The 16,457-nt window shown below is 65.7% G+C and carries 16 protein-coding genes and 1 tRNA gene; 8 read left to right on the forward strand and 9 right to left on the reverse strand.

What is annotated here, in order from left to right; translation table 11 throughout:
* From O4H32_RS11065 to O4H32_RS11085, 5 genes are all read right to left on the reverse strand, one after another.
* On the reverse strand, positions 1 to 984 hold a 984-nt coding region (locus tag O4H32_RS11065; protein ID WP_269359165.1), incomplete at its 3' end, for an MCP four helix bundle domain-containing protein.
* A gap of 214 nt (positions 985 to 1,198) precedes the next feature.
* The gene (locus O4H32_RS11070) at positions 1,199 to 1,684 is read right to left on the reverse strand and encodes a GlcG/HbpS family heme-binding protein (protein WP_269359167.1); all 486 of its coding nucleotides are present in this window, start codon (positions 1,682 to 1,684) and stop codon (positions 1,199 to 1,201) included.
* A gap of 116 nt (positions 1,685 to 1,800) precedes the next feature.
* Positions 1,801 to 2,412, reverse strand: a complete 612-nt coding sequence (locus O4H32_RS11075; protein WP_269359169.1) for a response regulator transcription factor — start codon at positions 2,410 to 2,412, stop codon at positions 1,801 to 1,803.
* On the reverse strand, positions 2,409 to 3,953 hold the full coding sequence (locus O4H32_RS11080) for a sensor histidine kinase (protein ID WP_269359171.1): 1,545 nt from the start codon (positions 3,951 to 3,953) through the stop codon (positions 2,409 to 2,411). Before O4H32_RS11080 ends, O4H32_RS11075 begins: the two co-directional genes overlap by 4 nt.
* A gap of 36 nt (positions 3,954 to 3,989) precedes the next feature.
* A tRNA-Leu gene (locus tag O4H32_RS11085) sits at positions 3,990 to 4,074 on the reverse strand.
* Between the two features lie 156 nt (positions 4,075 to 4,230).
* On the opposite strand from O4H32_RS11085, the gene O4H32_RS11090 reads away from it, so the two are divergent.
* The 3 genes from O4H32_RS11090 to O4H32_RS11100 are packed head-to-tail and all read left to right on the forward strand — an operon-like array spanning position 4,231 to position 6,517.
* Positions 4,231 to 5,145, forward strand: a complete 915-nt coding sequence (locus O4H32_RS11090) for a polysaccharide deacetylase family protein (protein ID WP_269359173.1) — start codon at positions 4,231 to 4,233, stop codon at positions 5,143 to 5,145.
* On the forward strand, positions 5,142 to 5,792 hold the full coding sequence (locus O4H32_RS11095) for an aspartate/glutamate racemase family protein (protein ID WP_269359175.1): 651 nt from the start codon (positions 5,142 to 5,144) through the stop codon (positions 5,790 to 5,792). The genes O4H32_RS11090 and O4H32_RS11095 overlap by 4 nt, the downstream gene beginning before the upstream one ends.
* Positions 5,789 to 6,517: a GntR family transcriptional regulator gene (locus O4H32_RS11100; RefSeq protein ID WP_269359177.1), complete on the forward strand. Its 729-nt coding sequence runs from the start codon at positions 5,789 to 5,791 to the stop codon at positions 6,515 to 6,517. The genes O4H32_RS11095 and O4H32_RS11100 overlap by 4 nt, the downstream gene beginning before the upstream one ends.
* A 15-nt stretch (positions 6,518 to 6,532) precedes the next feature.
* Here O4H32_RS11100 and O4H32_RS11105 read toward each other — a convergent pair whose 3' ends face one another.
* Both O4H32_RS11105 and hydA read right to left on the reverse strand, forming a co-directional pair.
* Positions 6,533 to 7,369, reverse strand: coding sequence for a fumarylacetoacetate hydrolase family protein (locus O4H32_RS11105; protein ID WP_269359179.1), 837 nt, complete (start codon positions 7,367 to 7,369; stop codon positions 6,533 to 6,535).
* An 11-nt stretch (positions 7,370 to 7,380) separates the two neighbouring features.
* The gene (hydA, locus tag O4H32_RS11110; protein WP_269359181.1) at positions 7,381 to 8,784 is read right to left on the reverse strand and encodes a dihydropyrimidinase; all 1,404 of its coding nucleotides are present in this window, start codon (positions 8,782 to 8,784) and stop codon (positions 7,381 to 7,383) included.
* A 419-nt stretch (positions 8,785 to 9,203) separates the two neighbouring features.
* On the opposite strand from hydA, the gene O4H32_RS11115 reads away from it, so the two are divergent.
* The 4 genes from O4H32_RS11115 to O4H32_RS11130 all read left to right on the forward strand — a co-directional run bounded on the left by O4H32_RS11115 (position 9,204) and on the right by O4H32_RS11130 (position 13,019).
* Positions 9,204 to 10,256, forward strand: a complete 1,053-nt coding sequence (locus O4H32_RS11115; RefSeq protein ID WP_269359183.1) for a TRAP transporter substrate-binding protein — start codon at positions 9,204 to 9,206, stop codon at positions 10,254 to 10,256.
* A gap of 30 nt (positions 10,257 to 10,286) precedes the next feature.
* Positions 10,287 to 10,913 (forward strand): TRAP transporter small permease subunit, encoded by a 627-nt coding sequence (locus O4H32_RS11120; RefSeq protein WP_269359185.1) that lies wholly within the window; start codon positions 10,287 to 10,289, stop codon positions 10,911 to 10,913.
* Positions 10,910 to 12,211: a TRAP transporter large permease gene (locus O4H32_RS11125; RefSeq protein WP_269359186.1), complete on the forward strand. Its 1,302-nt coding sequence runs from the start codon at positions 10,910 to 10,912 to the stop codon at positions 12,209 to 12,211. Before O4H32_RS11120 ends, O4H32_RS11125 begins: the two co-directional genes overlap by 4 nt.
* 79 nt (positions 12,212 to 12,290) lie before the next feature.
* A complete protein-coding gene (locus tag O4H32_RS11130; protein WP_269359187.1) occupies positions 12,291 to 13,019 on the forward strand; it encodes a maleate cis-trans isomerase family protein in 729 nt (242 codons plus the stop codon).
* A 90-nt stretch (positions 13,020 to 13,109) separates the two neighbouring features.
* On the opposite strand, the gene O4H32_RS11135 is transcribed toward O4H32_RS11130, so the two are convergent.
* Both O4H32_RS11135 and O4H32_RS11140 read right to left on the reverse strand, forming a co-directional pair.
* Positions 13,110 to 14,540, reverse strand: coding sequence for an amidase (locus tag O4H32_RS11135; protein ID WP_269359188.1), 1,431 nt, complete (start codon positions 14,538 to 14,540; stop codon positions 13,110 to 13,112).
* 45 nt (positions 14,541 to 14,585) lie between these two features.
* Positions 14,586 to 15,359, reverse strand: a complete 774-nt coding sequence (locus O4H32_RS11140) for a cyclase family protein (RefSeq protein ID WP_269359190.1) — start codon at positions 15,357 to 15,359, stop codon at positions 14,586 to 14,588.
* 425 nt (positions 15,360 to 15,784) lie between these two features.
* Between O4H32_RS11140 and O4H32_RS11145 the strand changes: the two genes are divergently transcribed.
* A complete protein-coding gene (locus tag O4H32_RS11145; protein WP_269359192.1) occupies positions 15,785 to 16,447 on the forward strand; it encodes a GntR family transcriptional regulator in 663 nt (220 codons plus the stop codon).
* Positions 16,448 to 16,457: the final 10 nt, after the last annotated feature.

Genomic DNA, 16,457 nt, shown 5'->3' on the forward strand with positions numbered 1-16,457 from the left:
GGTCTTGGCGGCCGAGGCGGCCAGGGTGTTGGCCTGCTGCGCGTTGTCGGCGTTCTGGCGCACGGTGGCGGTGATCTGTTCCGTCGTGGCGGCGGTCTCGGCCAGGGAACTGGCCTGCTGTTCGGTGCGCGAGGACAGGTCCAGGTTGCCGGCGCTGATCTGCGCCGAGGCCGAGGCGATCGCGTCCGAGCCCTCGCGCACTTCGCCCAGGGCGCCGCGCAGGTTGCGGGTCATGGTGGCCAGGGCGTTCAGCAACTGAGCGATTTCGTCCCGGCCGCGGACGACGATGTCGGTACCGAGGTCCCGGCGCGCGACGGCTTCCGCCTGGTCCACGGCGCGCCGCAGCGGATGGGTGACGGACCGCGTCACCCGCCAGGCGAACAAGGGTCCCAGGATCAGGGCCAGCAGCGTGGCCACCGCCAGCACGGTCAGGCCCAGCCGGCTGGTTCGCGCGCTGGCGTCGAACAGGCGCTGCACGGAATCGGACTGCAGCCGCGACAATTGATCGAGCTTGTCCATCAGCCCGGCCGTCCGCCTGGGCATTTCCTGGTTGAAGAAAGCGTCGGTCTCGCCATAGTTGCCGCTGTCCAGGTCCTTGAACGCCTGGCTCCGCTGCTTGATGAAGGCATCGCGCGCCTGGCCGATGTCGCGCAGCAACCCGACGGCCTGGGGCTGGAACAGCGATTCTGTCAACTGACCGGCCAGTTCGCCCGCCTGCCGGTCGGTGGTCTCGATATCCTGCTTCAGGCGCCGGAGCGTGTCGGGGTCGGCCGCCAGGGTCGCCTGCGTCAGGTTGGCGCTTTTGTTGATCTGCCGCGCCATCCGCTGGATCAGCGCCGTGGTGCGCAACCGCTGGTCCAGCGCCTGGTTGTCTTGCTGCGTGGCCAGCATGCGCCAGGCGCCGATGCCGGACATCACCAGCAACAGGACGATCACAAAGCCGAATCCCAGGGCCAGCCGGGTGCCGATGTTCAGGTTGCGCATGGTGTGGTCTCGTTTTCGATGGGAATGCCTGGAGCCCGATCGAAAAACCCTGCCGCCGACCCGGCCTGAAGGCTCTGATCTTAAAGGCAAGCCCGCGCCGGGCCACCCTGTATCTGATTCTTTCTGTTATGCCGTTTTGCGATAGGCATCGGCCCGCCCGGACTGGCGCGCATGCGCCGTCCGGGCGGGCCATCCTGTGTTCAGGGAAAGCGTCTTATTCCGCGCCGATCGCCTTCAGGCCGGCGGCCGCGCAGCCGGCGTCGATATCGCCGGAAGGCGCGCCACCCACGCCAATGCCCGCCACCAGCGCCTTGCCGAACTTGACCGGCAGGCCGCCCGCCTGGATGACCATGCGGGCATCCATGTCGCGCAGGCCGTCGTTGGCCGGCTTGGAGGCGATGAAATCGGCCAGGCCGGCGGTGTCGCGGCCCAAGGCGGCCGAGGTAAAGGCTTTGCCCTGGGCGCTGCCGGCAGTGTGGGGGCCGGCGTTGTCGGCCTTCAGCAGCACTTTGACGCCGCCGTCGCGCGCCACGATGGCGACGCTGACGTTGTGGCCCTGGGCGACGCAGGCCTTCAGAGCGGCGTCGGCGGCCTGGGTCGCCAGATCCAGCGGCAGGTACGGGGCGGAGGGCAACTGGGTCGCGGCGGACGCCAGGCCCGGCAGGCACAGGAGGGCGGCGAGGGAGAGTTTGCGCATCATATCGGTTCCTTTCAGGGTTGCTCGGTGGCGTTCAGGACTGAACGAGTGAACGATGAAAGGTTACGGGCCGGCCGCCCGCCCGAATATTCGTGGCCTTCGCGCGCAGGTCCGTAGTTCTACGGAGTCCCCGCCTGCCCCTCGATCCACAGGCGCGTCAACTCGGCCTGCGAGGTCGTGCCCAGCTTGGCGCCGATGGCGGCGCGATGGGTCTCGACAGTGCGCGGCGACAGCTCCAGCGCGTCGGCGATCTGGCGCGTGGTGTAGCCTTGGGCGACGCGATCGAGCACCTGGCGCTCGCGCGGCGTCAGCGCCGCCAGCAGCTCCAGGGTCTCGGCACGCTGCGCGCTGCGCCGCAACTGATCGTCCAGCGCGGCCTGCCCGCGCTGGATGGCGTCGATGAGGTCCTGTTCGTCGATCGGCTTGGACAGGAAGTCGATCGCGCCGTTGCGAAAGGCGCGCCGGCACGCGTCGATGTCGCCATGCCCGGAAATGACGATGATGGGCCAATCCACGCCCTGCCCGACCAGGCGCTCCTGCAGCTTGAGCCCGGAGACGACCGGCATGCGGATGTCCAGGATCAGGCAGCCGGGCGCCAGGCGGGCGACCTGGGCCAGAAACAGGCCCGGGTCGGCGAAACCCCGGACCACGACGCCGACCGTGGACAGCAGCAGGCACAGGGCCTCGCGCACCGCCTCGTCGTCATCCACCAGATACACGGGATGCGTCATGATCCATCCTCTTCTGTGTCCCCCGCCAGCGGAATCGATATCCGGAAGGTCGCGCCCGTGCCCGCCCCGTCGGCCAGATCCAGGTCGCCGCCGCCGCGCTCGACCAGCCGCCTGCTCAGCGCCAGGCCCAGCCCCATCCCGCCCTCCCGCGTGGTGGCGAACGGCGTGAACAGGACCGTGCGGATACCGGGCGGGACGCCGGGACCATTGTCCGAGACGTCGAGCACGGCGCGGCCCGCCGCGGAGCGCAGATCGATGGCGATCCGGGCGTCCGGCCGCCCCGCCACGGCTTCGATCGCGTTGCGCACGAGATTGAACGCCGCCTGCTCCATTTCGACCGGATCGGCCCGCACGGGGACGGGGTCCCCGGGCACGGAACAGTCGATCCGGGCCCCGCCGGATGCCGCCTCGGGCGCCAGCAGCGCCTGGACGTTGCGCACCGCGTCCCGCAGATCGAAGGCAGCGGCCGACGCGGGCCGGGGACGCGACCAGTCGCGGAACCGCTCCAGGATGGCCGATGCGCGGCGGGCCTGGGCGATCGTGCCGTCCAGCACGGATTCGAGCGCGGCGCCCCGCCCTTGCGCCGCCAGACGCTTGCCGGCCTGCGCCTGCGCCAGGATCGCCGTGAGCGGCTGCGTCAGTTCATGCGTCAGGCCGCTGGCCATCTCGCCCAGCGCGTTGACCCGCGAGGCGTGGGCCAGGCGCGACTCCAGCGCGTTGATCCGTGCCTGTTCAGCCACCGCGCGGGTGCGCGTCCGCTGCCGCCAGGCGCCGAGCGCAGTCCAATAGGCGAGGCTGACGAAGGCGAACAGCAGCGCGGCCGGCGCCAGCGGCAGCCGGTCCGCCCAGCCCACGTCCAGGCCGGTTTCCAGGATCAGCGTCTGGGACGCGCTGCCGATGACGCGGCCGGACCGCACGGCGCCGGAAGGGCGGTCCTGACCAGCCAGCAGCCGGCCATCGGGCATGGCCAGGGCCAGGACGACACCCGGCCGGCGCCAGAAGACGCCCGCCTCGTCGAGCAGCTTTTCGGCGTCGATCCCCAGCATCAGGCCAAAGCGCGCCTCGGGCACATTGGGGCTGCGCTTGACCATCATGTAATGATGCGCCCGCCCGGGATAGGGCATCAAAGCGATGCCCCCCGTGGACGCGCGGGCGGCATCGCGGATCAGGTCCGCGACCTCCGGCGCCAGGGGACCGGTGCCGATCACCGGATCGCGTGGATCGAGCGGGACGAGCTGCACATCGTCGATGCGCGGGTAGAAATGCGTGATCGTCGAGGCGACATCCAGGAAGAGTTCGCGCTCAGGCCCGGCGGACGCCGAGGCGATGGCCGAAAGAGCCGTCAGGTGCGCGTCGTGCTGGCCCGCCCGCTGGGATACGAGCCGGTTGAGGACGCCGCTTTCGCGTTCCAGTTCCTGAGTCAGCGACCGCTGCTGCCACAGCGCCATCGCGCCGGCCGCCAGCAGCAGCGACAGGCCCCAGGCCAGGATCGCCCAGCCCCCTGGCGATGTGAATTCGCGCGGTATCGGCCGATCCCGCATCGGCGCGCTCCCCGCCCCGGAGGGCAAGCGTCGGATTGGTGCCCGAGGCCGGAATCGAACCGGCATGCCTTGCGGCGAGGGATTTTAAGTCCCTTGTGTCTACCGATTTCACCACTCGGGCACGATGTGATGCGGCATTGTACTGAATAAGGCGGGATCGCCCGCGCGCGAGCCACCGGCAGCCCCCGCCCCAAAACGGCGTCCCTGGACACTTTGCAATATTGTGCACATAATTACAATCATTCGGCACAATACTGAGATTGAGGGACGAGACGCCATGGAAGGACCGCTGCGGGATTACGTGGGCTATGGACGCAAGCCCCCGGTCTTCACCTGGCCGGGCGACCGCCGGCTGGCGGTCAGCGTGGTGGTCAACTACGAAGAAGGCGGGGAAAGCTGCATCCTCGAAGGAGACGCGCACTCCGAGACCTTGAACAGCGACATGCCGGCCGCGGCGGCCCGGCACGGCCGGCGCAATCTGGTCATGGAGTCCCACTATGAATACGGCAGCCGGGTGGGTCATTGGCGCATCCTGGACCTCCTGGAGGAATGCGGCATCCCGGCGACCTATTTCGCCGTTTCCAGCGCGCTGGAAAAGAACCCGCAGGCGGCGCGCGCCATCGTCGAGGCCGGCCACGAAGTGGTCTCCCACGGCAAACGGTGGATCGACTACGAGTCCTTCGACGCCGAAACGGAAAACGCCCACATCGTGGACTCCCTGGACGCGATCGAGGCCTTGTGCGGCGTACGGCCGGTGGGCTGGTACACCGGGCGGGTCAGCCTGAACACGCGCAGTCTGGTGCAACGCAACGGCCTGCTGTACGACTCCGACGCCTACAACGACGATCTGCCCTATTGGACGTCCGCCAACCAGGCGCCGCACCTGGTCGTCCCATACAGTTTCGACTGCAACGACATGCGTTTCGCCTCGGCGCCCGGATTCAATACGCCGGACGATTTCACCGGCCATTTGCGGCGGGCGCTCGACGGGCTGCGCCGGGAGTCCCAGCGGGGGGCCAAGATGATGTCGATCGGCCTGCACCTGCGTCTGGCCGGACGACCCGCGCGCGCCGAAGCCTTGCGCGAGTTCCTGCTCGAAGCGGCCAGGCTGCCGGACGTGTGGTTCTGCCGCCGGCGCGACATCGCCGAATTCTGGCACGCGCGGCATCCGCCCTCCACGGAGGCCGCATGAGAACGCTGTTCCTGAATCCCAATTCGGACGCGTCGATCACCGCGACGTTCCGCCAGCGCATCGACGCGCTGGCGCGGACCGGCGAGGCCTACGAGGTCGCACGGCTGCCAGGATCCCCCCGCATCATCGCCTCGCCGGAGGACAATCTCCAAGCGCAGGCGGTCTTGCTCGACAGCCTCGAAGCGGGCGTGGCCGGCGGTTTCCAGCGTCTGGTGCTGATGTCGTCCCTGGATACCGGCTACGAAGTCGCGCAGACCCGGACGCCGCTGCGCGTACACGGTTTCACGCGCAGCGTCCTGGAATGGAACCGGCGCCAGGGACGGCGCCTGCACGCAGTAACCTTCGACGCGGCGATGACACCGCTCTACCAGGCCTTGTTCGAATCTCCCGGATGCGCCGGCGTGGTGCGGAGCATTTCCACCGTACCGATGTCTCCGGCCTCGGTGACCGGGTCGAACAGACAGGCCATGGAGGCGGTGCGCGCCCTGTGCCGGGACTCGCACGCCACGCCCGAGACGCCCCTCTTCATCGTCGGCGCGGTGGGCCTGACGATCGCCCAGACCCTGCGGAACGAAGACGCGTTGCCGATCATCGATCCGGTCGCCGATCTGCTGGCGCGGCTGGACATGCGGGCCGATCCGCGATGACGCCGCGTCCGTACCCCGACACCCCGGCACCCCGGGCGATCGAGGAAAACATCTACCGTTCGATCAAGGCGGTCATCCTGTCGGGGCGGCTGTCGCCGGGCACACGCTTGCCCGAGACACGGATCGCCCCCCTGTTCGGCGTCACGCGTGAGCGATTGCGCAAGGTCCTGCACCGGCTGGGCCACGAGCACCTGCTCCGGATCGTGCCCAATGTCGGCGCGGTCGTGCCGGCGCCTTCGCTGGACCGGGCACGGGAATTGTTCGATGCGCGGCGCGTCCTCGAGGCCGGCATCGGCGCCTGCCTGTGCGAAAGAATCACGGATGACGACATCCGGAGGCTCGAACGCCACGTGGACGAGGAAGAAGACATCGCCGCGGCGGGGGACCGGCCCCGCTTCATCCTGGCCTCGTCCCGGTTTCACCAGACGCTGGCGGGCTTGCTGGACAACCCCCTGGTATCGGCGCAACTCGATGAACTGCTGGCAAAGTCGGCGCTGTTCTCCGCGTTCCACGACCCGGAGCACGGCTCGGCCTGCTCGTGCCGCGAGCACCGGCGGATCGTTGATTCCCTGGCGCGCCGGGACATCGCGGACGTGCACGAGGCCGTGGTGGCGCACCTGTCGCTGATCGAAACCAGGCTGCGGCCCGTCCCGCCGGACGCGCCGAGGACGGACGCCGTGACGGCGCTCCGGGCGCACCTCGCGACGGAGCCGATCCGCCCATGATCGGATGCGGGGCCGCTAAGCCGCGACGACGTCGATCCGCTGAACGCCCAGCACGCCCGCGCTCGCGACGACACGGTCTCCGGGCTTGAGGTACTCGCCGGTGGCCAGGCCGACACCCGCCGGCGTGCCTGTCGTGATCACATCGCCCGCCCGCAAGTGGAAAAACGAGGACAGGTAGGCGATCAGCTCCGGCACCTTGAAGACCATGCCCGACACGCGCGCGCGCTGCCGGACACGGCCATTGACGTGCAGTTCAAGCGGGATGTCTCCGAGTTCGGGAATTTCGTCGGGCGTCACCAGCCATGGCCCCAGCGGGCCGAAGCCGGGCGCGCTCTTGGCGAGCACCCATTGCCCGGCATAATGGCTTTGCCAATACCGGTCGGTGAAATCGTTCGACAGGCAATATCCGCCCACATGATCCAGCGCCCGGTCCGCCTCGACCCGCCAGGCGTCGCGGCACAGGACCACCGCGAGCTCGACCTCGTAATCCACTTCGCGGCTGCCCGGCGCCAGGCTCAGGGCATCGCAGGGCCCGGAAATACAGCTGGGCGCCTTGCTGAAAGCCAGCGGATACTCGGGCAGCGGCATGCCGGCCTCGGCGGCATGATCGGCGAAATTCAGGCCGATGCCGATGAAATGCCCCACACCGCCGACGCAAGGCCCGATGCGTACCCCCGGATCGAGCGCGGGCAAGGTGGACGGGTCCAGGTCGCGCAGGCGCCGCAACGCATCCCCGGTCAGCAGCGCACCGTGGATGTCGTCCACGATGTCCGAGAGGTCCCGATAGGCGCCCTGGCCGTCGAGCACGCCCGGCCGCTCGCGCCCCGGCGCACCGTGTCGGAAGAGTTTCATGGCGAAGCCCCTCAGAGAATGGGCTGGCCGCAGGGCATGAATTCGCCCTCGCCCGCCCGGCCCAGAAACTCGAAGTCCTGGCTGACGAGCCGTCCACGCGAAAACGTCATGACAGGCCAGCCGGTGACCGTGCGGCCTTCATAGGGCGTGTAGTCGACGGCATGATGCAGGCGGTCGTTGCTGATCCGGACTTCCAGGTCCCGGTCCCACAAGGCGATATCGGCATCCGCGCCGATCATGATCGAACCTTTCCGGGGATAGAGCCCGTACAGTTTGGCGGGCTGCGTGGATGTCAGGGCCACGAACTGGTGAAGGCTGATGCGCCCGGATGCGACCCCGCCCGAGAACAGCAGCGGCAGCCGGGTTTCGAGCCCGGGAATGCCATTGGGGATGTACTGGAATTTCTGCTCTTTGCCATTGAGCTTCTTGCCCTGGGCATCGTCGTACGAGAACGGCGCATGGTCCGACGAAAAAACGGAGAACACATTGTGGGCGAGCGCCCGCCAGACGGCCTCCTGGTTCTGCTGATCGCGGGGCGGGGGACTGCACACGCACTTGGCGCCCTCATAGCCCTCATGCCCCAGATCCTCGGCCGTGAGATACAGGTATTGCGGGCAAGTCTCGGCATAGATCCTCTGCCCGCGACCATGGGCCCAGCGGATCTGCTCGATGGCTTCGCTGCCCGATACATGCACGATCAGAATCGGGACATCGACCAGTTCCGAAAAAGTAATGGCGCGGTGCGTGGCCTCTCGCTCGACCGCCTGCGGCCGGGAGACGGCATGGTACCGGGGCGCGGTATTGCCCTCGGCGACCAGCCGGTCGGTCAGCCAGGAAATGCAATCGGAATTCTCCGCATGCACCATGACCAGCGCCCCTTCGCGACGCGCCACGTCGAGCACCTCGAGGATCTGGCGGTCATTGAGTTTCAGGTCGTCATAGGTCATGTAGATCTTGAACGAGGTGTAGCCCTCGCGGATCAGCGCGGGCAATTCCTCGCTCAGGACCCGGGGCGTCGGGTCGGACACGATCATGTGGAAGGCATAGTCCACGCAGGCCTTGCCCTCGGCGCGACGGTGGTAATCCTCGACCGCGGCCCTCAGGGACTGCCCTTTCATCTGCGCCGCGAAGGGGATGACCGTCGTGGTGCCGCCGCAGGCCGCCGAGCGGGTTCCGCTGGTGAAATCATCCGCCATGCGCAAGCCGAACTCCATCGGCTGATCCAGGTGGCAATGGGCATCGACGCCGCCCGGCAGCGTGAGCAGGCCGCTGGCGTCCACGGTCCGCCCGGCCTCGCCCAGGTGACGGCCAAGCGCGACGATCTTGCCGTCGCGGATACCGATATCGGTGCTGAAGCGGTCAGACGCGGTGACGACATCGGCGTTCGTGATGAGCAAATCGAAGGGGGAAGCCATGAATACTCCTGAAGGCACGGGGTGGGGGCCGGGCGAGAAGGCCGGGGGCACATCGGGTCAAGCCTGGAATCCAAGTGCTTCAATGATATTTTTAAGAAAAGATTGTCCACATAAGTGTTTTCACTAATACGAACAAATTACAAACACTTGGCGAACATTAAATTTGTTATTTTTATGCTTTGTTTTCAATGAATTGAGATTATCACACAGATCAAAAAAATATTTTTGTCACATGGACAAGATATGCGAAATTTCCATAACCAACATAATTGCAAAGAAATTCTTTGACTTATTGTACACAATCTAGATATGCTCTCACTACCAAAGAGTGACGGTGCGCAGGCGGCCCAACGGCTCAACCATGCGGACAACACCAAAGTCACGGATCACCCATGAGCCAATCCGGCAAGGAGACAAGCATGAAACAGCTATTCCAGGCAACGGCGCTCGCTTTCGCGTGCGTGGCATCCACGACGGCGTGGGCCGAGCCCGCAACCCTCAAGGTGCTGGGCAACTTCACAGGCAACAAGAAACAGGTCGAACTGGTCGAACAACCCTTTTTCATGGGGCTGCCCAAGGAAACCGGCATCTCGTCGAAAATCGGCTACAGCCCGATGGACCTGGTCAACGTCAAGGCCGCCGACGCGCTGCGCCTGCTGAAATCGGGTGCTTTCGACGTCGCCTCGGTGCAGATCGGGCTGGCGGCGCGCGACGACCCCTTCCTGGAAGGCATCGACCTCGCCGGGATCGCAACGAACCTCGCCGACCAGCGCAAGGTCGTGGACGCGATCCGCGAGGAATTCGATCGCGAGGTCCAGACCCGCTTCAACTCCAAAGTCATGACCCTCTGGCCCTTCGGGCCGCAGATCCTGTTCTGCAAGAAGGCGATCGACAACATGGATGATTTCAAGGGCACGAAAGTGCGCACCTTCACGACCTCGATGGCGAGCATGATCGAGGGCCTGGGCGGTTCGCCGGTCACCCTGCAATACGGCGAGGTCTATCTCGCCCTGCAGCGCGGCGTGGTCGATTGCGGCGTGACCGCCTCCTCGGCGGGCAACGGCGGCAAGTGGCCCGAAGTGACCAGCCATCTGCTGCCGCTGGCGGTCTCCAACGCGATGCAGGGCCATTTCATCAACCTGGATACCTGGAAACAGTTCACGCCCGAACAACAGGCGAAGCTGACGGCGGCGTTCAAGAAGATGGAAGACGACATGTGGGCGCTGGCGGCCAACATCGATGCGGACGCCACCGCCTGCAACACCGGCAAGGACTCGTGCAAGGAGCATACGAAGTACAAGATGACCCTGGGCACGATCTCCGACGCCGAGCAGGCGCGCCTCAAGACGGTCGTCAACCGTGACGTGCTGCCCGAGTGGGGACGGAATTGCAATGCCGTCATCCCGGACTGCACCGCACGCTGGAACGCAACGGTCGGCAAAGCCATGGGCTACGACATCGCCGTCAAATAAGCCGCGCGCCGCCCTCCCAGGAGAACTCTCATGGCCAGACTCAATCCTGTCGCCCGGGCGTGCGCGCCCGTGGCGCAAGGAGCCGCGATCCTCTCGGGATACGCGCTGCTCTTTCTCTCGGTACTCATCACATACGATGTGATCGCCCGCAAGGCGTTCGACGCGCCATCGATCGGCTCCGATGAAATCGGCGGCTACATCGTGGCCGCCATGGCGGCCTTCGGCTTCACCCATGCCCTGCTGCAGCACGCGCATACCCGGATCGACGTCTTTTACCAGTGGATGCCCGCCCCCCTGCGCACGGTGGCCAATCTGACGGCCATGGGTGGCCTGTTCCTGTTCGCGGGCTTCATCGCCTGGCGCGGCTGGGGCACGCTGATGGAAAGCATCGAATTCGGCAGCACCGCCAGCACGCCGCTGCGCACGCCGCAATGGATGCCGCAATCTCTCTGGTTCGCGGGACTGGCGCTCTTCGCGGCGGTCTCCCTGCTGTTGTTTCTCCATGCGCTATGGCTGACCCTGCGCGGCCAGTCGCGGATCGCCCTGCTGCTTTACGGCCCGCAGACACTGGAAGAAGAGATCGCCCTGGAGCGCATGGACGTCGAAGGGCTCGACGACCGCGTCCCGCCCACGCCTCTGCCTGGAGAAACACGATGATCGACTTCGGAAGCGCCGCCATCGGCTTTCTGATCATGCTCGGCCTGATGCTCACGGGCATCAGCATTGCCGCATCCCTCTTCCTGACCGCCTCGCTGGGCGCCCTGCTCTACCTGGGCCTGCCCACACTCATGTCCTTCGGCAACACGATGTGGGGCGTGCTCAATGACTTCATCCTGACCTGCATCCCCTTGTTCATCCTGCTCGGGGAAATCCTGGTGCGCGCCGGGGTCACGGACCGGATGTACCGGACCTTGTCCGATTGGCTGGCCCCTTTGCCGGGCGGCCTGCTGCATTCCAACATCGGAGCGTGTTCGATTTTCGCCGCGATCTCCGGGTCCTCGGTCGCCACCGCCGCCACCATGGGCACGGTGGCGCTGCCGGCCATGCAGGCGCGTCGCTACAACGAGCGCCTGGTGCTCGGCACCGTGGCCGCGGGCGGTACCCTGGGCATCCTCATTCCTCCCAGCATCAACATGATCGTCTACGGCGCGATCACCAATACCTCGATCGGCAAGCTGTTCATCGCCGGGATCGTGCCGGGCCTGCTGCTGGCCGGTCTGTTCATGGTGCTGATCATGGTGATGTGCGTCCTCAAGCCCTCGCTGGCCGGCGACAAGGAGCAACTGCCCCCCCTGCGCGAACGACTCCGGAACCTGGTGGGTTTCATTCCCCCGGGCCTTGTGTTCTTCATCGTCATGGGCGGCATCTACCTGGGCTGGGCCACCCCCACCGAGGCGGCCGCGCTGGGCGTCGTCATGTCGATGCTGATCGCGGCCTGGTACCGCAAGCTCACCGTCCGGATGCTGCACGAGGCCTTCCTGTCGACCATGCGCACCACCGCGATGGTGCTGCTGATCATCATCGGGGCCTTTTTCCTGAACTATGTGATCGGCATGCTGGGCGTCCCGCAGGCCGTCTCGTCCTATGTGGCGGCGCTGGGCACCTCGCCACTCGAGACGCTCTGGATCCTGGTCATCTTCTACCTGATCCTGGGCAGCTTCCTCGAAACCCTGTCCATGATGATCGCGACGGTGCCGGTGATCGTGCCCCTGGTCGTCTCCCTGGGATACGACCCGGTCTGGTTCGGCATCTTCCTCGTCCTCATGATGGAGCTGTCCCTGATCACCCCGCCGGTGGGGATGAATCTTTACGTGGTGCAAGGCATCCGCGGCAAGGGCTCGGTCATCGACGTCATCCGCGGATCCATGCCCTTCGTGCTGATCATGCTGCTGATGACGGCGCTGATCATCTTCTTCCCGGACATCGTCTTGTGGCTGCCCGGAAAGATCGCATAGCGAATCCGCCTCCCCCTACCCGTCCTTCATCCGTCCCGCGCGCACGCGCGGGACACCGCTTTCCAAAAGGCCATTCATCATGAAACAACGCATTCTCCTCGGCATGCTGACGCCTTCCTCCAACACGTCGCTCGAACCGCTGACCAGCGCGATCGTCAGCGAACTGCCGGGTGTCTCGGCGCACTTCTCGCGCTTCACGGTCACCGAGATCTCGCTCCAGGACCAGGCCCTGGGACAATTCGACGACAGCAAGATCCTCGAAGCCGCGAGGTTGCTGGCCGACGCGCGGGTCGACGTGATCGGCTGGAGCGGCACCGCCGCGAGCTGGATGGGCTTCGACACCGATGAAACACTTTGCCGGCGCATCACCGAGGCCACCGGCATCCCCGCGACCACCTCCGTGCTGGCGCTGAACGAAATCCTCGATAAGACCGGCGTCAGGGAACTGGGCCTGATCAGCCCCTACCTCAAGTCCGTCCAGGACAAAATCATCGAGAACTATGCGCGGGCGGGCATCCGGATCCCGGCCGAGCGGCACCTGGATCTGCACGTCAATTATTCGTTCGCGGAAGTGACCGAAACACAGATCCTGGAGATGGCCGGCTCCGTGGCCAGCCATCGCCCCGACGCCATGACCGTCATGTGCACGAATCTGAAAGGCGCGCAGCTGGCGGCGCGTATCGAGGAAGAGACCGGGATTCCCCTGTACGACTCCGTCTCCACCGTGGTCTGGAAATCCCTGCTGCTCGCCGGCTTCGACGTGCGCAAGGTCAAGGGCTGGGGCGGCCTTTTCCAGAACGTATCCTGAAGTGCCGGGTGCCGGCCCGGGCGCACAGCGCCCTTGGCCGGCCCCGCGGGACGCGACGGGCCGCGCGGCGGCTCAGGGACGCGCGGCGGCTCAGGGACGCGCGCCGGCCTCGGGAACCCGGTAGGCGAAACCGTGCCGTTCCAGCTCGGCGGCCAGCGTCAGCAGCATGTCTTCGCAGTGGGGGCGGGCGATCAGTTGCAGCCCGACCGGCAGGCCATCCCGGGTGAAACCGCAAGGGATCGAGATCGAGGGAAAACCGACCAGCGAAATCAGGTACGTCACCCGCAGATAGTCGATGATGTTGGCCATCGGGGTGCCTTCGATCTCGAGGACGTCCTCCTGCGTGTTCAGGAAGGGCGGCACCGAAGCGCTGACGGCGGCGAGAATGTCGTAGTCCTGGAAGAACCGCACGAAGGACTGGTAGACCTTGCCGCGCAGCGCCTCCGCCCGCAACAGATCGTGGGCCGTGATGCCCGCGCCGCGCTCCACATTCCACGCAAAGGACGGTGTGCACAGATCGCGGTGCTCACGACACATTCCGGAGAACGAAAAATGCAGATTGGCCGCGCGCACGGTTTCGAAGGCCTGTTGCGCGCCAGCGGTCTCCGGCGCACCGGCCGTCAGGTCCAGGCCCAGCGCGCGCATGCGTTCGATGGCGGCATCGAACACGCCGCGCACCTCGGAATGGATCACCGCGAATCCCATGTCCGCGCAATGCGCGATCCGCAGGCCGGCAACCGGATCTCCGCCGGCGGCGATCGGCATGCCCATGGAGAGCGGATCGCGCGGATCCGGACCGGACAGCGCCGTGAATGCGAGCCTCGCGTCGCGCACGGTCCGCGCGAGAATGCCGTGAGCACTGATCCCGTTCCACGGCAACGCCTTGGGCACGCTCGGGATGCCGCCCGGCGTGGGCCGGAAGCCCACGATGCCGCAAAAGCTTGCCGGCGTGCGCACGGAGCCCCCCAGATCGGTGCCTTGGGCGAGCGGGATCATGCCATCGGCGACGGCCGCCGCCGAGCCGCCGCTGGAGCCGCCGCTGGAATAGTCCAGATTCCAGGGGTTGGCCGTGGGGCCGCGCAGGGGGTTCGTGCAGACCGCGCCGCAAGCGAATTCCGGCGTGTTGGTCTTGCCCAGGATGATGGCGCCCGCCTGTCTGAGCCGCGCGACGACGAGCTCGTCCGTATCGGGCACGAAGTGCTCGCGGATGCGCGACCCGTAGGTCGTGCGGATCCCGGCGGTCGCGGTGTTGTCCTTGACTCCCACCGGGATCCCGTGCAATGGCCCGAGGATTTCGCCGCGGGCCAGGGCGCGGTCGGCGGCATCCGCCTGGGCCAGCGCCTGGTCGCCGCACACCGTGATGAAGGCTTGCAGGCGATCATCGCGGTGCTCGATCCGTTCCAGACAGGCCTCGACCAGATCGCGCGAACGGATGCTCCGCTTCCGGATGGCCTCGGCCAATGTCGTCGCATCGGCATGGCAAAGAGCTTCCGCGTCGAAAGCGCGCTTGTCGATAGGCATGGGGTCCTCCGGTTTGCGTGGCGTGCCTGCCCGATCAGGCCGGTCTTATTCCTCGACGAACGCCACGGGACGGCACCAGCCCCCCGAAGCGCGCTCGATCAGGATCGGGAAAATGCCGACCTTGAAGCCGTGCGTGGGCAATTCGTTGAGGCGGGCCATTTTTTCGACGTGGCAGTATTCCTTGTCACGCCCGGCGTAATGCCCCGGGAAAAAGGCTGCCTTGTCGCCATTCTTGAGGGCTTCGGCCATGGTCGGAATGGGAATGTCCCAGCCCCATCCATCCGTGCCCATCATGCGGATGCCCTGCTCGATGAGCCACAGTGTCGATTCGCGGCCCATCCCGGGATGGCGCATCACCCAGTCCACCTTGTCGAAATCGCGCCAGCGGTCGGTACGGATGAGGACGATGTCGCCCGGCTTGAGCTGGTAGTCGATCTTCTTGAGCGCTTCCTTCAGATCGTCCACGCCGATGACCCTGCCGGCCTCCATCCACGAGAAATCCAGCACGACCCCGTCCCCGTAGCACCAGTCCAGGGGGATCTGATCGATCGTCTTGGCCGGCTTGCCTTCGGAAGTCGGACCATAATGGATCGGCGCGTCCATGTGCGTCCCCGCATGCGTCGAAAGCGTGACCCGCTCCATGGCGGCATGCACGCCGGGCAGGGGCAGATCGTCGGGCTGGATGCCATAAGCCTTGGCGCGCAGCCGGCCCATTTCGAGATGATCGGTATATTCGATGTGCTGTTCCTGCGTATCGAACGAAGCGTTGCGAATGGGCAGGCTCAGATCCACCAGGCGCAGTTTCTTGCCTTCAGACATGTCGGTCTCCTGTGATGTGACGGGCTTGGGCACTGATCGAAGCGCGAACTGAATTCCCGGCATGCGACGCATGGAACCGAGATATTGTCTCCAATCATATATTATTTTGCATACAATAAATAATACCGTCTTGTCCAAGCCTTGTCAAAATCAGCAAGACCAAGGCAGTCTCTTGGCATCCTGGTCCGTCGCACCGCCCCGGTCTGCAGAGCAGGCTGCCGACCCCTACGGAAACATGCATGCTTGAACCAGTTTGTACGTTTTTATTTTAATGATTGTGGACAATAATCAAGTCAGAATCGCAAAATAGCCGTACAATCCTGAGTGCACGGTGTATCCCCGATCCGAAGCCTTCCGCGACCTTCATTCCTATGCTCCCACAAAGCGCAAAGACCACGCTTCGCCGAAAGACGGCGAAATCCGGCATGGATGGCGAAGCCATCTACCAGCGTATCCAGACCGGCATTCTCGAACGCAGGCTGCTGCCGGGCGCCAAGCTGGCGGAAGAACGCCTGGCCGAGGTCACCGGGGTCAGCCGGACCAAGATCCGGCAGGTGCTGGCGCGTCTCGCCCACGAACGGGTCGTCACGCTCATTCCCAACCGTGGTGCCTACGTCGCCAGGCCCTCGGTCGAGGAGGCCCGCGAAATGTTCGAGACCCGGCGCCTGATCGAACCGGCGCTGGTCGCCAAGCTATGCCTTCAGGCCACGCCGGAAAACATCGCGGTGCTGCGCGAACACATCGCCAAAGAACAGCTCGCCCGTCAAAAGGACGACCTGCGCAGCATCATCCGGCTATCGGGAGAATTCCACATTCATCTGGTCGACATGGTGTCCACCGGCATTTTGACGCGTGTGATCCGTGAACTGACTTCACTGACCTGCCTCATCATCACGCTATACGACAAGCCGACCGCACCCGCCTGCCCCCAGAGCGAACACACCGACCTCGTCGATCTGATCGAGGCCGGCGATGCCGAAGGGGCCAGACAGCACATGCTCGACCACCTTCTGCACATCGAACGCACGCTCGCCCTGGAGGGCGAACTCCAGGCCGCGCCGGATTTCGAGGCCATTTTCGCGGACTGAGCGCCCGGGA

Origin of the sequence: Castellaniella denitrificans (assembly GCF_027214045.1) — a bacterium.
GTDB classification, from domain to species: domain Bacteria; phylum Pseudomonadota; class Gammaproteobacteria; order Burkholderiales; family Burkholderiaceae_B; genus Castellaniella; species Castellaniella denitrificans_A.

Excerpts from the sequence above, each read along its gene's own strand:
- O4H32_RS11070 (WP_269359167.1), bottom strand. The coding sequence starts at position 1,684 with ATGATGCGCAAACTCTCCCTCGCCGCCCTCCTGTGCCTGCCGGGCCTG.
- O4H32_RS11075 (WP_269359169.1), bottom strand. The coding sequence starts at position 2,412 with ATGACGCATCCCGTGTATCTGGTGGATGACGACGAGGCGGTGCGCGAG.
- O4H32_RS11080 (WP_269359171.1), bottom strand. The coding sequence starts at position 3,953 with ATGCGGGATCGGCCGATACCGCGCGAATTCACATCGCCAGGGGGCTGG.
- O4H32_RS11090 (WP_269359173.1), top strand. The coding sequence starts at position 4,231 with ATGGAAGGACCGCTGCGGGATTACGTGGGCTATGGACGCAAGCCCCCG.
- O4H32_RS11095 (WP_269359175.1), top strand. The coding sequence starts at position 5,142 with ATGAGAACGCTGTTCCTGAATCCCAATTCGGACGCGTCGATCACCGCG.
- O4H32_RS11100 (WP_269359177.1), top strand. The coding sequence starts at position 5,789 with ATGACGCCGCGTCCGTACCCCGACACCCCGGCACCCCGGGCGATCGAG.
- O4H32_RS11105 (WP_269359179.1), bottom strand. The coding sequence starts at position 7,369 with ATGAAACTCTTCCGACACGGTGCGCCGGGGCGCGAGCGGCCGGGCGTG.
- hydA (WP_269359181.1), bottom strand. The coding sequence starts at position 8,784 with ATGGCTTCCCCCTTCGATTTGCTCATCACGAACGCCGATGTCGTCACC.
- O4H32_RS11115 (WP_269359183.1), top strand. The coding sequence starts at position 9,204 with ATGAAACAGCTATTCCAGGCAACGGCGCTCGCTTTCGCGTGCGTGGCA.
- O4H32_RS11120 (WP_269359185.1), top strand. The coding sequence starts at position 10,287 with ATGGCCAGACTCAATCCTGTCGCCCGGGCGTGCGCGCCCGTGGCGCAA.
- O4H32_RS11125 (WP_269359186.1), top strand. The coding sequence starts at position 10,910 with ATGATCGACTTCGGAAGCGCCGCCATCGGCTTTCTGATCATGCTCGGC.
- O4H32_RS11130 (WP_269359187.1), top strand. The coding sequence starts at position 12,291 with ATGAAACAACGCATTCTCCTCGGCATGCTGACGCCTTCCTCCAACACG.
- O4H32_RS11135 (WP_269359188.1), bottom strand. The coding sequence starts at position 14,540 with ATGCCTATCGACAAGCGCGCTTTCGACGCGGAAGCTCTTTGCCATGCC.
- O4H32_RS11140 (WP_269359190.1), bottom strand. The coding sequence starts at position 15,359 with ATGTCTGAAGGCAAGAAACTGCGCCTGGTGGATCTGAGCCTGCCCATT.
- O4H32_RS11145 (WP_269359192.1), top strand. The coding sequence starts at position 15,785 with ATGGATGGCGAAGCCATCTACCAGCGTATCCAGACCGGCATTCTCGAA.